Source organism: Serratia sp. NGAS9 (assembly GCF_009905295.1).
GTDB classification, from domain to species: Bacteria; Pseudomonadota; Gammaproteobacteria; order Enterobacterales; family Enterobacteriaceae; genus Serratia; species Serratia bockelmannii.
The window spans coordinates 4,841,384-4,856,460 of sequence record NZ_CP047605.1 but is presented as its reverse complement, the minus strand read 5'-3'; the positions used below and the strand labels follow the sequence as shown (position 1 = coordinate 4,856,460).

The window sequence follows — 15,077 nt, the reverse complement described above, 5'->3', positions numbered from 1 at the left end:
AAAGGAGTCCGCTATGGTTAGGTTTGAAAATAAAGACCCCCTGATGTTGGCGCGCCAGTTGCCGATTAAATCCGTAGCGCTGATCCTGGCCGGCGGCCGCGGTTCACGTCTGAAAGATTTGACCTCCACCCGCGCCAAGCCCGCCGTCCACTTTGGCGGCAAATTCCGCATCATCGACTTCGCCTTGTCGAACTGCCTGAACTCCGGCATCCGCCGCATCGGCGTGATCACCCAATACCAGTCGCACACGCTGGTGCAGCACATTCAGCGCGGCTGGTCATTCCTCAACGAGGAGATGAATGAGTTCGTCGATCTGCTGCCGGCCCAGCAGCGCCTCAGCACCGAGCATTGGTACAAGGGCACCGCAGACGCGGTGTACCAGAACCTGGATATCATCCGCCGCTACGAGGCCGAATACGTGGTGATCCTGGCGGGCGATCACATCTACAAGATGGATTATTCGCGCATGCTGATCGACCACGTCGAGAAGGGCGCTCAGTGCACTGTGGCTTGCCTGCCGGTGCCGCGCAGCGAGGCCGGTGAATTCGGCGTGATGAAGGTGGATGAAAGCGATCGCATCATCGAGTTTCTGGAAAAACCCACCGATCCGCCGGCGATGCCGGGCAACCCGGATATGTCGCTGGCCAGCATGGGCATCTATATTTTTAATGCCGCCTACCTGTTCCAGCTATTGGAGGAGGATATGTCGACCCCCGGCTCCAGCCACGACTTCGGCAAGGATCTGATCCCGAAAATCACCGCGCAGCAGGCGGCGTGGGCACATCCGTTTACCTTATCCTGCGTGACGTCCAACCCCGACTTGCCGCCGTACTGGCGCGACGTGGGCACGCTGGACGCCTACTGGCGCGCCAATCTCGATCTGGCGTCGGTGACGCCGGAGCTGGACATGTACGACCGCGCCTGGCCGATCCGCACCCACATGGAACCGCTGCCGCCGGCCAAGTTTGTGCAGGATCGCTCCGGTAGCCATGGCATGACCATGAATTCGCTGGTGTCCGGCGGTTGCATCGTGTCTGGGTCGGTGGTGGTGCATTCGGTGCTGTTCCCGCGCGTGCGAGTGAACTCGTTTTGCACCATCGACTCTACCGTATTGTTGCCGGACGTGAACGTCGGCCGTTCCTGCCGCCTGCGGCGCTGCATCATCGACCGCGCCTGCCACATTCCGGAGGGCATGGTGATCGGGGAAAACGCCGATGAGGACAGCAAGCGTTTTTATCGCTCGGAAGGCGGCATCGTGCTGGTGACGCGCGAAATGTTGTCAAAATTGTGAGTTAACGTGGGCGGCAGAACGATAGCCTGCCGCCCGATGAACGGTTCGATGGCTTGCGCAACGCGGCACACATAACAGCGGCAAGCCTGCTTTATTTCTTATCCAGAGGCCTTCGGCCGACTTTCAGGAGTGATAATGCAGGTCTTACACGTATGTTCTGAAATGTTCCCCCTGCTGAAAACGGGCGGACTCGCAGACGTGGTTGGCGCACTGCCGGCGGCGCAAATCGCCGAAGGCGCCGATGTTCGGGTGCTATTGCCCGCTTTCCCTGACGTACGCAACGGCATTCCGGACACCGTGCTGGTGGCGGAAATCGATTCGTTCGCCGGCCGGGTGGGCCTGCGTTACGGCACCTATCATGGCGTGGGCATTTACCTGATCGATGCGCCCTGGCTGTATGACCGGCCGGGCAGCCCGTACCACGATCAGTCCATGTACGCCTACCCCGACAACCACCGGCGCTTTGCGCTGCTGGGCTGGATGGCCTGCGAGCTGGCCAAGGGGCTGGATCGCTACTGGCGCCCGCAGCTGGTGCACGCCCACGACTGGCACGCCGGTCTCAGCTGCGCCTATCTGGCCGCCAACGGCCACCCAGCGCGTTCGGTGTTCACGGTGCACAACCTGGCCTACCAGGGGCTGTTCTCCGCCCATCACGTGACCGAGCTGTGGCTGCCGGCGTCGTTTTACAACGTCTATGGCCTGGAGTTCTACGGCCAGATGTCGTTCCTCAAGGCCGGGTTGTTTTATGCCGACCACGTGACCGCCGTCAGCCCGACCTATGCGCGCGAGATCACCCGGCCGGAGTTCGGCTACGGCATGGAGGGGCTGCTGCAGGAGCGGCAGCGGCAGGGCAGGCTGAGCGGCATCCTCAACGGCGTGGACGACAAGATTTGGGATCCGGCCCACGACCCGCGGCTGAGCGCCCGCTATGACGCCGACGATCTGAAAAGCAAGGTCAAAAACAAGCTGCATCTGCAAAAGGCCATGGGACTGAAGGTGGACGAATCGCTGCCGGTGTTCGCGGTGGTGAGCCGATTGACCAACCAGAAAGGCCTCGATCTGGTGCTGCAGGCGTTGCCCGAATTGCTGGCGCAGGGCGGGCAGTTGGCGCTGCTGGGCGCCGGCGACGCGGTGCTGCAGCAGGCGTTTCTGGCCGCCGCCGCCGACTACCCTGAGCAGGTCGGCGTGCAGATCGGTTATCACGAATCCTTCTCCCACCGCATCATCGGCGGCGCCGACGTGATTCTGGTGCCGAGCCGCTTCGAGCCCTGCGGCCTGACGCAGCTCTACGGCCTGAAATACGGCACGCTGCCGCTGGTGCGCCGTACCGGCGGGCTGGCGGACACGGTCGTGGACTGCGCCCTAGAGAACCTGGCCGACGGCACCGCCAGCGGATTTGTGTTCGACGATTGCGACGCCGTCGCGCTGGGCAACGCCATCCGCCGCGCCATGGTGCTGTGGAGCCGGCCGAAACACTGGCGCCACGTTCAGCGCCACGCCATGAGTGTGGACTTCGGCTGGCCGGTGGCGGCGAAAGAGTATTTATCGCTTTATCAACGCTTGTAGCCCGCGTTTCGCGTCTCGGGTTGACGCACGGCGGGCAGCCGTAAGGGTAGATTGTCGGGGCGCGGTGTACCGCGTCCATGTTCAGCGGAGCCCGCTATTCCGCGGCGAATGGCGGGGCTCCCTACAAGGGATTAAAAAGCCATGACTTCACCGTTTAGTTACACCTCACCTACGGTCAGTGTGGAAGCGCTGAAACACTCCATCGCCTATAAGCTGATGTTTATCGTCGGCAAGGATCCGGCTATCGCCAACCGGCACGATTGGCTGAACGCCGTGCTGTTCGCGGTGCGCGATCGCATGGTGGAGCGCTGGCTGCGTTCCAACCGCGCCCAGCTGTCTCAAGACGTGCGGCAGGTGTATTACCTGTCGATGGAGTTCCTGATCGGCCGCACTCTGTCTAACGCGCTGCTGTCGATGGGCATCTATCAGGATATCGACAATGCGCTGAATGAGATGGGGCTGAACCTGGCGGAGCTGCTGGAGGAAGAGAACGACCCCGGGCTCGGTAACGGCGGTCTGGGCCGGCTGGCGGCCTGCTTCCTCGACTCGCTGGCCACGCTGGCGCTGCCGGGGCGCGGCTACGGCATTCGCTATGAATACGGCATGTTCAAGCAGAACATCGTCAACGGCCAACAGATGGAATCGCCGGACTACTGGCTGGAGTACGGCAATCCGTGGGAGTTTCCGCGCCATAACACTCGCTACAAGGTGCGCTTCGGCGGCCGCGTGCAGCAGGAGGGCGCCAAGGCGCGTTGGCTGGAGACCGAAGAGGTCGTGGCCATCGCCTACGATCAGGTGATCCCCGGTTTTGACACTGACGCCACCAACACGCTGCGGTTATGGGGCGCGCAGGCCAGTAACGAGATCAACCTCGGCAAGTTCAACCAGGGCGATTACTTCGCGGCGGTGGAAGATAAAAACCATTCGGAGAACGTGTCGCGCGTGCTGTATCCGGACGATTCGACCTCCTCCGGGCGCGAACTGCGGCTGCGGCAGGAGTATTTCCTGGTGTCGGCCACGGTACAGGATATCCTCAATCGCCATTGGCTGATGCACAAAACCTTCGACAACCTGGCGGACAAAATCGCCATTCACCTCAACGACACCCACCCGGTATTGTCGATTCCCGAGCTGATGCACCGGCTGATCGACGAGCACAAATTCAAGTGGCTCGACGCCTGGGAAGTGGTGGAGCAGGTGTTCTCTTACACCAACCACACGCTGATGAGCGAGGCGCTGGAAACCTGGCCGCTGGACATGATAGGCCGCATCTTGCCGCGCCACCTGCAGCTGATTTTCGAAATCAACGATCACTTCCTCAAGATGGTGCAGGAAGTGGCGCCGGGCGACAACGATCTGCTGGCGCGGGTCTCGATCATCGACGAAACCAACGGCCGCCGGGTGCGCATGGCGTGGCTGGCGGTGGTGGCCAGCCACAAGGTCAACGGCGTTTCCGCTCTGCATTCTGAACTGATGGTGCAGTCGTTGTTCGCCGACTTCGCCCGGCTGTTCCCGACTCGTTTCTGCAACAAAACCAACGGGGTAACGCCGCGTCGTTGGCTGGCGCTGGCCAACCCGCCGCTGGCGGCGGTGCTGGACGACTGCATCGGCCAAACCTGGCGCACCGATCTCAGCCAACTGAGCGAGATCCAGGCCAATATCGACTACCCGAGCTTCCTGCAGGCGGTACAGCGCGCCAAGCGGCAGAACAAGGAGCGGCTGGCGCTGTATATCGCCAAAACGCTCAACGTGGTGGTTAACCCGGATGCGTTGTTCGACGTGCAGATCAAGCGCATCCACGAGTACAAACGGCAGCTGCTCAACGTGCTGCACGTCATCACGCTGTATAACCGTTTGCTGGACGATCCGGAGATCGAGCGCGTGCCGCGGGTGGTGATCTTCGCCGGCAAGGCGGCCTCGGCCTACTATGCCGCCAAGCAGATCATCCGCTTGATCAACGACGTGGCCAAAGTGATCAACAACGATCCGCGCGTGCATACCCAACTGAAGGTGGTGTTCATTCCGAACTACGGCGTCAGCCTGGCGCAGATCATCATCCCGGCGGCGGATCTGTCCGAACAGATCTCGCTGGCGGGCACCGAGGCCTCGGGCACCAGCAATATGAAGTTCGCGCTGAACGGCGCGCTGACCATCGGCACGCTGGACGGCGCCAACGTCGAGATGCGCGAGCACGTGGGGGAGGAGAACATCTTTATCTTCGGCAATACCGCCGAGCAGGTCGAGGAGCTGCGCCGCAACGGTTACAACCCGCGCCAGTACTATGAGCAAGACCCGGAGCTGCATCAGGCGCTGACGCAGATCGCCACCGGCGTGTTCAGCCCGGAAGAGCCGAAACGCTATGGCAATCTGTTCGACTCGCTGGTCAACCTCGGCGACCACTATCAGCTGTTGGCGGATTACCGCAGCTATGTGGACACGCAGGACAAGGTGGACGAGGTCTATCTCAATCAGGACGAATGGACGCGGCGCGCGGTGCTGAACATCGCCAACATGGGCTACTTCTCCTCCGATCGCACCATTCAGGAATACGCGGACGAAATCTGGCACATTCAGCCGGTGAAGCTGTAAAGCGGGGCAGGAAAAAAGCAAAGGGCCGGATAATCGGCCCTTTTTCGTTTTTTCGTTACGCTGCGGCTCAGGAAGCCAGAGACAGCGCTTTCGTTTTCGCGTGTTCTGCCAGCCAGGCTTTCACTCGCGCCTGCTGCGCCTCGTCCAGCCACATACCCAGCTTGGTACGGCGCCAGATGGCGTCGGCCAGCTCTACGACCCACTCTTTCTCGGTCAGGTAGCGCAGCTCGGCTTCATACAGACCGTGGCCGAAATCTTCGCCCAGATCGGCGAGGCCGTTGGCGCCGGCCAGGATCAGCTCGCTCTGGCTGCCGTAGGTGCGGGCATAGCGGCGCGCGAGAGCTTCCGGCAACCAGCCGTGCGCACGGCGCAGTTTGGCCGCGTAGCCGTCGCGGTCGCCGTCGATGTCACCGCCCGGCAGCGTGGCGTTTTTGGTCCACGCCGGGCCGCAGCCTGGGTAGTAGTGGGCCAGTTTTTCCATCGCATGCTCGGCCAGCTTGCGGTAGGTGGTCAGCTTGCCGCCGAAGACCGACAGCAGCGGCGCTTTGCCCTGCTCATCGTGCACGTCCAGCGTGTAATCGCGGGTGATCGCCTGCGGTGAATCGGACTCGTCGTCGCACAGCGGACGCACGCCGGAGTAAGTCCAGACGATGTCGTCGCGGCCCAGCTGCTTCTTGAAGTGATCGTTGTACACTTTCAGCAGATAAGCGATTTCGTTCTCGTCGATCTTCACGTCCTTCGGATCGCCTTTGTACTCCACGTCGGTGGTGCCGATGATGGAGAACTCGTCATTCCACGGGATCACGAACACGATGCGGTGGTCTTCGTTCTGCAGAATGTAAGACTGCGGCTGATCGTGCACGCGCGGCACCACGATGTGGCTGCCTTTGATCAGACGGATGCCGTAAGGTGATTTCAGCTTCAGGCCGTCGTCGAAGAAGTTTTTCACCCACGGGCCGGTGGCGTTCACCAGGCCTTTGGCGCGCCAGGTGAAGGTTTTGCCGCTGTCGATATCGACCGCTTCCACCATCCACAGGCCGTTTTCACGCCATGCGCGGGTCACTTTGGTGCGGGTGCGCACTTCGCCGCCGCGTTTTTCCACTTCCTGCGCGTTCAGCACCACCAGGCGAGCATCGTCAACCCAGCAGTCGGAATATTCGAAACCGCGCTTCAGTTCAGGCTTCAGCACCGACTCTGGTCCAAAGCGCAACCCCTTGCTGCCCGGCAGGCTGGTGCGTTTGCCCAAGTGATCGTACAGGAACAGGCCGATACGGATCATCCAGGCCGGACGCAGATGCGGCTGGTGCGGCAGGCGGAAACGCATCGGGAACGCGATGTGCGGTGCCAGCTTCAGCAGCACTTCACGCTCGGCCAGCGCTTCGCTCACCAGACGGAATTCGTAGTGTTCCAGGTAGCGCAGGCCACCGTGGATCAGTTTGGAACTGGCGGAAGACGTAGCACAGGCCAAGTCTTGCGCTTCCAGTAGCAGTACCGACAGCCCGCGCCCGGCAGCATCCGCCGCGATGCCGGCACCGTTGATGCCGCCACCGATAACGATCAAGTCTTTGGTTTCCACGTCATCTTCCTCCAGATGTTCGAAATAGCTCTTTCATGTTCGTTTTCGCTCATGATTGTAATCAAAAACCAACAAGCAAGCCAAGACTTAACCAAACAAAAACATTTAGGCGTGATAGAGGTAACAGTTTGGTGATGATAGTCACATAAATGATGTGGATATGGCGCGAGCGCGCAAACGGCTGTCGGTAAGGGAGGCGGGGGTGGAAAACGGGGCGGCGGCGCGCCCCGCAGGTTAAGGCCGAATCAGCACAGCTCCAGCTGCACGTCGTACTGTTCGATGATTTTCATCACGCTCGGCGGCGGCAGCTGGTCGGTAAACAGGTAGTCGATCAGGTTCATGTTGCCCAGGTTGACCATGGCGTTGCGGCCGAATTTAGAGTGGTCGGTCACCAGCATCACGCAGCGGGAATTTTCGATAATCGCGCGTTTGGTGCGCACTTCGTGATAGTCGAATTCGAGCAGCGAGCCGTCCATATCGATGCCGCTGATGCCGAGAATGCCGTAATCGAGGCGGAATTGAGAGATGAAGTCCAGGGTGGCTTCGCCCATGATGCCGCCGTCACGGGTGCGCACTTCGCCGCCGGCCAGGATCAGGCGGAAGTCTTCCTTGGCGGTCAGCAGGGTGGCGACGTTGAGGTTGTTGGTGACCACGCGCAGGTTCTTGTGGTTCATCAGCGCATGGGCCACCGCTTCCGGCGTGGTGCCGATATCGATGAACAGCGTGGCGCCGTCCGGGATCTGGCTGGCGACGCGCTGCGCGATGCGGGCTTTCTCTTCCGACCACATCACCTTGCGATCGTTATAGGCAGCGTTGACCGAGCTGGAAGGCAGCGCCGCGCCGCCGTGGTGACGCTGGATCTTGTTCTGGTCGGCCAGGTCATTCAAATCGCGGCGAATCGTTTGCGGGCTGACGTCAAAATGTTCCACCAGCTCTTCCGTGCTGACGTAACCCTGCAGGCGCACCAGCTCGATAATTGCGTCATGACGCTGTGTTTGCTTCACGATAATCCCCTAAAACGCCCGCCATGCCCGCTGGGCACAGCTCCCGGCTGTTATTGTTCGTTGTGTGCGCGATGACGCGTATCCCAAAATGCCATCAATAACCCTAACACTAAACCGGCTACGTGTGCCGCGTTGGCGATCGACATTCCTAAAATATCGAAATATCCGGCCACCAGCCACAGCACCGAGAACACCATCAGGCCGCGTGGCAGCATCAGGCCGCGCTCCGGCGCCCGTTCCCCCGTCAGCCACACATAGCCCATCAGCGCATAGACCACGCCCGACAGCCCGCCGAACAGCGCGCCGCTGAACAGCGATTGCGCCCAGCCGCTGAAGAAGGCCGACACCACCGCCAGCACGAACAGCTTACCGGCGCCGAGGCGTTTTTCCATCTGGCCGCCGAGATACCACCACCACATCAGGTTAAACAGGATATGCAGCAGGGAGAAATGCAGGAACGCATGGCTGACCCAGCGCCACAGCTGCGTGTATTGGCTGCTGTCTTGCGGCCAGGAGAGCCAGTACATCACGGTATCGTCACCCAGCACCTGCATCAGGATGTAGACCGCGATGCACAGTACCATCACGCCGAGCGTCAGCGGCCCGGCCTTGCTGCGCAGGGTGTGCAGGTAGGATTCGCTCTGATAGTGCAGGCCGGCGTCGGTATGGCCGGTCTGCCAACTGGCGGCCTGATAACGGCGGTTGAGCGGATCGACCAGAAACTGCTGCAGCTCGTGTTGCACCTGCTCGAGGTGGCTGTCGTCGGCCAGCCAGATTTCCGCCGCCTCGCCGCTGTTGCGCAGCTCAAGCCGGATGCCCTGGGTCGCCATATAGTCGACAAAGGCCAGCGCCAGGCGCGGGTTGGATATGGCGATTACTCTAACCATTGCTCTTCCGTCGTAAGTGAATGATTTTGGCCGCGGCTTGCTCGCCGATGACCCTGACGGCCGATTATAACGTCGAAATCCTGAGCGCTGGCAAACGGATCTGCGAAAAACCCGCGAAAACGCGCATAAAATCGAAGGGAAAAGCCCGCCGATGCGCAGCGGGCGGCGGGGATCAGGCAGAGGTTTCCACGTCTTGCGGGTACTGGCGGGCCCAGGCTTCGAAACCGCCGTCGATGCTGTAGACCGCGTCGAACCCCTGGTGCAGCAGGTATTGCGCCGCGCTGCGGCTGCTGTTGCCGTGGTAGCACATCACCATCACCGGCCGCTCGAAGTCGTTTTGCTGCATAAAGGCCGACAGGGTGGCGTTGGTGAGGTGAAAGGCGCCCGGCGTATGCCCGGCTTCAAAACTTTGCGGATCGCGGATGTCGACCAGGGCGGCGCTGCCCTCTTTCCAGCGGGTGTACGCCTGCTCAACGTTGATCGCTTCGAACTGTTCCATACTGCTGACTGCCTCGTTATTGGGGGACGCCGCTATTGTAACCAACTCGGCGGCGTTTAAGACCAGAGGGATATCAGGGTTTTTACGCGCCGTACCCCATCATCTTCAACAGCTGCTGCGCTTGCTGCACTGCCTCCTGGCGATGGGCCACGCCCAGTTTCTGATACAGGTTGCGGATATGGGTCTTGATGGTGGTGGCCGCCACGTCCAGCTCGCCGGCGATCTGGTCGTTGCTGTAGCCGGAATAGATCAGCCCCAGCACCTGCCATTCGCGCTGGGTGAGCGGGCTGGTGCGGATCAGCTCCGGCACCTGCGGGTGGGTCAGCAACTTATCGACGAAGTTCTCGTCGAAATGCGCGAATTTGTGCCGATGATGCTGGTTGATGTCGCGCAGGATACGCTGGGCGCGATGCTGCTCCAGCTCCGGCAGCGTGTTGAGCTGGATCAGCTGGCGCAGCTGCTGCGCCATCGCTTCGCCTTCGATGACGAAGTGGCTGATAAAGCCGGTGCGGTTAGCCAGCGACAGTGCTTCGATCAGCGCCTGCTGCGCTTCGCCCTTGCGCTCCTGCAGCCAGTAGAGCTGGTTGCTGAGCAGCAGGTTGCGGTTGAGATCGCTCACCAGCCGCAGGCGGCGGGCGTTCTCGTTCAGTTCATCCAGCACCACCCCGGCCTCTTCGTACTGGCCGAGCAGGATTTGCACCCGCGCGATGTTGCGCCATTGGCCCTGCGTGAAGTGGTTGTCCGCCATACCGGGTTTTTCGGTGTGGCGCAGCCACTGGGCGGCGGCGGCGGTGTCGCCGGTCATCTGCCAGTGGATCACCCGCGATTTGTCGGTGTTGGTCAGCCAGTCGCGATGATAATGAGCGCCGTGCAGCAGGGCTTCGCACCGCTGCAGATGGGTATTGGCGTTGTCCAGATCGCCGCGCGCCAGCGAGCATTTTGCTAACATGGCGATGCACTGCAGCTGCTGTTGCGGTTGGTAGTTCGCCAGAATTTTCAGCCCGGCGCGCGCCGCGTCTTCCGCTTCGTCCAGCCGTGACCACGACCACAGGATCTGCGCGCGAATGCGCAGCAGGAATTCGTGCATCGGCAGCTGTTCCAGGTGCTGTTCGCGGATCAGTTCGAAGGCCTTATCCTGGGTTTCGTAAGCGGCCTGCAGGTAGCCTTGGGCGATAAGAATTTCGCTCTGCTGCAGCAGCGCCCAGAGCGCGTAATGGTTGGCCTGATGACGACGCGCCATCTGTTCGGTTTGCTGCATCATCGGCAGCGCGCGCGCCAGCTCGCCCTTGCAGTGGTGCACTTCGCCGGTCACCGAGGTGGCGACGATGCGGCTGTAGTAGCTGGACAGCGGCAGGAATTTCAACGCTTCGGTCGCCAGCCGCTCGGCTTCTTCCGGTTTGCCGGCGTTGATCGCCACTTGGGCGCGCAGGGCGTCGAACTCGGCGTGCAGCGTTTGGTCTATCTCGATTTTCTGTTCGCGCATGGTGCGCTCGGCACGCTCCAGCAGGGTATTGACCTCGCTGTAGCGGTGCTGGCTCTGCGCCAGCCAGGCCTGCAGCAGCGCCAGCTTGGGGTTTTGGATCAGGCGCTCATAGGGCAGCGCGTTGAGGCACTCCTCCAGCAAGGCCAGTTCGCTGTGGTGGAACAGCGACCAGGCGTGTTGCAGCAGGATGTCGCGCAGCATGCTGACGTCGCTGGCCGCCAACGCGTGGTGAATGGCCTCCGCCGGATACCCCAGCGCCAGCCAGCCCTCGGCGGCGGCGCGGTGCAACCCCGGCAGCTCCAGCGCCAGTTCCCACTGGCAACGCTGGCGCAGGAAAGAGGCGAACAGCGGGTGGAAGTTGAACCACTCGCCGGTGTCGTCCATGCGGTGGATAAACAGCCCCTGGCGCTCCAGCTCCTCCAGCCGCTGCTGGCCGTTGTCTTCGCCGGTCAGTCGCACGATCAGCGCATCGTTCATCGAACGCAGCACCGAACAGCGCAGAAGGAAAGCGCGCGCATCGGCATCGACGTGGTCCAGCACTTCGTCTACCAGGTAGTCGGACAGGTGACTGGCGTTCAGCCCCGCCAGGCGCTTGGCCGACAGCTGAGCCGACGAGGCGGACTGGCGGGCCGACAGCGCGATCAGCTGCAGCGCGGTGGCCCAGCCTTCGACTTCGTCGCACAGGCGGCTGCTGTCCTGCTGTTCCATCGGCGCCGCCAGGCGGCAGTCGAAGAACTGTTTGGCTTCCTGGTGGGTGAATGCCAGCTGCTGCGTGCCCATTTCCAGCAGCTGATCGCGCACCCGCAAATTGGCGATGCCGAGCGGCGGCAGGGTGCGTGAGAGCAGGATCAGCGTCAGGTTTTCCGGCTGATGGCGCAGGAAGAAGCGCATGGCTTCGTGGATGGCGTCGTTGGTGATCAGGTGGTAGTCGTCGATCACCAGGTACAGCGGCTGGTGCCAGTCGGCCAGCTCGATAAACAGCTGGGCGAACAACGCCGACAGGCTGGCGTACTGGTGTTTCTGGCTCAGCACCTCGCTCTTGACGCAGCGGCCGCCGCTGGCCTGCTGCAGCGCGGCAATCAGGTAGCTGGCGAAGCGCTCCGGCTGGTTGTCGCTCTCATCCAGCGAATACCAGCCCAGATCGGCCTTGCCGGCCGCCCATTGGGCGATCAGCGTGGTTTTCCCGTATCCCGCCGGGCAATTGACCAGTGTCAGGCGATAGTTGCCCGCGCTGGCCAGTTTGGCCAGCAGGCGATCGCGGATCACGGTATTTTGCAGCCGTACCGGGCGGCTCAGTTTTGATGGGATCAGCATAGTATTCCAGGGTATAAATCGCGGTTCCCGCCGGGATTGGAGTGGCGCTAATTATTTTATGGTTCGTAATTAATAGCTCCCCCTAACTTCTGCCAACCCTAAACGTATTGCAACAAGCTTCCGCATCGGCTTGGAGTTAAGTTGCTATTGATCACACTTTTTTACGTTTGGCGCCGGCGCGCAGCGATGTGGTCGCGGATCGCATTTCCGGCCATGGACAAAACTTCAGCAGCGCGAATACTTGTGCTAACGTCATGGTTAACGTTCTCAGTGCTCGCCGCACGAGTTGGCGGGCTTTTTTGCATCGTTGCAAGGGAGTCAAACAGTGCCTGAGATCACAATTCCAGCTACGCCCCAATCCTCCTCCCCAGCTAATCCCCAGGCGGGATGATGCCGTCAGGCTTTCTCACCGGCACGATAGCGGCAATTTGACCCACTTACTGGATAGAGAGTTTTCCTTATGTCACAGCCTACGCTCAAGAAGGATGCTTTTCTGGCGGCGCTCGCCCGTCAGTGGCAACGGTTCGGCCTCAGTTCCGCACAGCAGATGACGCAACATCAATGGTGGGAAGCCGTCAGTGCGGCGCTGGCCGAGCAGCTGGCCGCACAGCCAGCGCCGCGCAAAAGCGCCAAATCTCTGCGCCACGTGAACTACATCTCGATGGAGTTTTTGATCGGCCGGCTGACGGCGAACAACCTGATCAACCTGGGCTGGTACGACACCGTCGAGCAGGCGCTGGCCGAGCAGAACGTCAAGCTGGCGGATTTGCTGGAGCAGGAAACCGATCCGGCGCTGGGCAACGGCGGGCTGGGGCGTCTGGCGGCCTGTTTCCTCGACTCGATGGCAACGGTGGAGCAACCGGCCACCGGCTATGGGCTGAATTACCAGTACGGGCTGTTCCGCCAGTCGTTCCGCGAAGGGCAACAGCAAGAGGCGCCGGATAACTGGCAACGCGAGAGCTATCCGTGGTTCCGCCACAACGCCGCGCTGGCGGTGGACGTGGGCATCGGCGGCAAGCTGGAAAAGCAGGCCGACGGCCGCGAACGGTGGCGCCCGGCCTTCACCCTGCGCGGCGAAGCCTGGGATCTGCCGGTGCTGGGCTATCGCAACGGCGTGGCGCAGCCGCTGCGCCTGTGGCAGGCGACCCATCAGCATCCGTTCAACCTGAGCGATTTCAACGACGGCAAATTCTTGCAGGCGGAGAAGCAGGGCGTAGAAGCCGACAAGCTGACCAAGGTGCTTTACCCGAACGACAACCATCAGGCCGGCAAGCGCCTGCGCCTGATGCAGCAGTATTTCCAGTGCGCCTGCTCGGTGGCGGACATTTTGCGCAAGCACCATCAGGCTGGCCGCAAGATTGAAGAGCTGCCGAAGTACGAAGTGATCCAGCTGAACGACACCCACCCGACCATCGCCATTCCGGAAATGCTGCGCATTCTGCTGGACGAGCACCAGCTGGAATGGGAGGCGGCCTGGGCGATCACCAGCAACACCTTCGCCTATACCAACCACACCCTGATGCCGGAAGCGCTGGAGTGCTGGGATGAAAAACTGGTGCGCAGCCTGCTGCCGCGCCATTTCTCCATCATCAAACAGATCAACGCCAGGTTTAAAAAATTGGTGGATAAGCACTGGCCGGGCGACGAGGCGGTGTGGGCCAAACTGGCGGTGCACCACAACAAGCAGGTGCGCATGGCCAACCTGTGCGTGGTCAGTGGCTTTGCGGTCAATGGCGTGGCGCAGCTGCATTCGGATCTGGTGGTGAAAGATCTGTTCCCGGAATATCACCAGCTGTGGCCGAACAAATTCCATAACGTCACCAACGGCATCACGCCGCGCCGCTGGCTGAAACAGTGCAACCCGGCGCTGTCGGGCCTGATCGACGAGACGCTGAAGGTGGAGTGGGCGAGCGATCTCGACGCGCTGCGCGGGCTGGAAAAATTCGCCGACGACGCGGCGTTCCGCCAGCGTTATCAGCAGATCAAACGCGACAACAAGGTGGCGCTGGCCCATTACGTACACGGCGTAATGGGGCTGACACTTGACCCGGACGCGATCTTCGACGTGCAGATCAAGCGTCTGCACGAGTACAAACGCCAGCACCTGAACCTGCTGCACATCCTGTCGCTGTATCGTCAGCTGCGCGACAACCCCAACCTGGACATCGTGCCGCGCGTCTTCCTGTTCGGCGCCAAGGCGGCGCCGGGCTACTACCTGGCGAAGAACATCATCTACGCCATCAATCAGGCGGCCGAGAAGATCAATAACGATCCGTTGGTGAAAGATCGCCTGAAAGTGGCGTTCATCCCTGACTACCGCGTGTCGGTGGCCGAACTGATGATCCCGGCGGCGGATATCTCCGAACAGATCTCCACCGCCGGCAAAGAGGCCTCCGGCACCGGCAACATGAAGCTGGCGTTGAACGGCGCGCTGACGGTCGGCACGCTGGACGGCGCCAACGTCGAAATCGCCGAGCAGGTGGGCGAAGACAATATCTTTATCTTCGGCAATACCGTGGAGCAGGTGAAGGCGATAGTGGCGAAGGGTTACGATCCGCTCAGCTACCGCAAGAAAGACAAGCACCTGAAGGCGATTCTGGACGAGCTGGCGAGCGGCACCTTCAGCCACGGCGACAAGCACGCGTTCGACATGATGCTGCACAGCCTGCTGGAAGGCGGCGATCCCTACCTGGTGCTGGCGGACTTTGCCTCGTACTGCCAGGCGCAGCGCCGGGTCGACGAGCTGTATCGCGATCGGGACGAATGGACGCGGCGGACTATCCTTAACACCGCGCGCGTCGGCATGTTCAGCTCGGATCGCTCGATCCGCGATTACCAGCAGCGTATCTGGCAAGCCAAACGTTAAGG

Annotated in this window: 9 protein-coding genes; 4 read left to right on the top strand and 5 right to left on the bottom strand. The window is 61.4% G+C overall.

Translation table 11 applies throughout. The features are described 5' to 3' along the window. Window positions 1–13 precede the first annotated feature (13 nt). The 3 genes from glgC to glgP all read left to right on the top strand — a co-directional run bounded on the left by glgC (window position 14) and on the right by glgP (window position 5,446). The gene (glgC, locus tag GUC32_RS23070) at window positions 14–1,291 is read left to right on the top strand and encodes a glucose-1-phosphate adenylyltransferase (RefSeq protein ID WP_025304566.1); all 1,278 of its coding nucleotides are present in this window, start codon (window positions 14–16) and stop codon (window positions 1,289–1,291) included. Between the two features lie 135 nt (window positions 1,292–1,426). After that, the gene (gene glgA / locus GUC32_RS23065) at window positions 1,427–2,857 is read left to right on the top strand and encodes a glycogen synthase GlgA (protein WP_025304565.1); all 1,431 of its coding nucleotides are present in this window, start codon (window positions 1,427–1,429) and stop codon (window positions 2,855–2,857) included. A gap of 141 nt (window positions 2,858–2,998) precedes the next feature. Beyond that, window positions 2,999–5,446 carry a glycogen phosphorylase gene (gene glgP, locus GUC32_RS23060; protein ID WP_025304564.1) on the top strand — a complete coding sequence of 816 codons (2,448 nt, stop codon included), beginning with the start codon at window positions 2,999–3,001 and terminating at the stop codon, window positions 5,444–5,446. 67 nt (window positions 5,447–5,513) lie between these two features. Here the strand turns inward: glgP and glpD are convergent, their stop codons facing one another. The 5 genes from glpD to malT form a co-directional block, all read right to left on the bottom strand. Continuing rightward, the gene (gene glpD / locus GUC32_RS23055; protein ID WP_043138961.1) at window positions 5,514–7,022 is read right to left on the bottom strand and encodes a glycerol-3-phosphate dehydrogenase; all 1,509 of its coding nucleotides are present in this window, start codon (window positions 7,020–7,022) and stop codon (window positions 5,514–5,516) included. 245 nt (window positions 7,023–7,267) lie between these two features. After that, on the bottom strand, window positions 7,268–8,026 hold the full coding sequence (locus GUC32_RS23050; RefSeq protein WP_004930797.1) for a DeoR/GlpR family transcriptional regulator: 759 nt from the start codon (window positions 8,024–8,026) through the stop codon (window positions 7,268–7,270). 50 nt (window positions 8,027–8,076) lie between these two features. Continuing rightward, on the bottom strand, window positions 8,077–8,913 hold the full coding sequence (gene glpG / locus GUC32_RS23045) for a rhomboid family intramembrane serine protease GlpG (RefSeq protein ID WP_043138958.1): 837 nt from the start codon (window positions 8,911–8,913) through the stop codon (window positions 8,077–8,079). Between the two features lie 172 nt (window positions 8,914–9,085). Continuing rightward, a complete protein-coding gene (gene glpE / locus GUC32_RS23040; protein ID WP_004930790.1) occupies window positions 9,086–9,412 on the bottom strand; it encodes a thiosulfate sulfurtransferase GlpE in 327 nt (108 codons plus the stop codon). A gap of 82 nt (window positions 9,413–9,494) precedes the next feature. Further along, entirely contained in the window at window positions 9,495–12,209 is a 2,715-nt protein-coding gene (gene malT / locus GUC32_RS23035) for an HTH-type transcriptional regulator MalT (protein WP_060435144.1), read from the bottom strand. Window positions 12,210–12,669: 460 nt separating this feature from the next. Between malT and malP the strand changes: the two genes are divergently transcribed. Continuing rightward, on the top strand, window positions 12,670–15,075 hold the full coding sequence (malP, locus tag GUC32_RS23030; protein ID WP_369435453.1) for a maltodextrin phosphorylase: 2,406 nt from the start codon (window positions 12,670–12,672) through the stop codon (window positions 15,073–15,075). Window positions 15,076–15,077 lie beyond the last annotated feature (2 nt).

Excerpts from the sequence above, each read along its gene's own strand:
- glpE (WP_004930790.1), bottom strand. The coding sequence starts at position 9,412 with ATGGAACAGTTCGAAGCGATCAACGTTGAGCAGGCGTACACCCGCTGG.
- glpG (WP_043138958.1), bottom strand. The coding sequence starts at position 8,913 with ATGGTTAGAGTAATCGCCATATCCAACCCGCGCCTGGCGCTGGCCTTT.
- malT (WP_060435144.1), bottom strand. The coding sequence starts at position 12,209 with ATGCTGATCCCATCAAAACTGAGCCGCCCGGTACGGCTGCAAAATACC.
- malP (WP_369435453.1), top strand. The coding sequence starts at position 12,670 with ATGTCACAGCCTACGCTCAAGAAGGATGCTTTTCTGGCGGCGCTCGCC.
- glgC (WP_025304566.1), top strand. The coding sequence starts at position 14 with ATGGTTAGGTTTGAAAATAAAGACCCCCTGATGTTGGCGCGCCAGTTG.
- glgA (WP_025304565.1), top strand. The coding sequence starts at position 1,427 with ATGCAGGTCTTACACGTATGTTCTGAAATGTTCCCCCTGCTGAAAACG.
- glgP (WP_025304564.1), top strand. The coding sequence starts at position 2,999 with ATGACTTCACCGTTTAGTTACACCTCACCTACGGTCAGTGTGGAAGCG.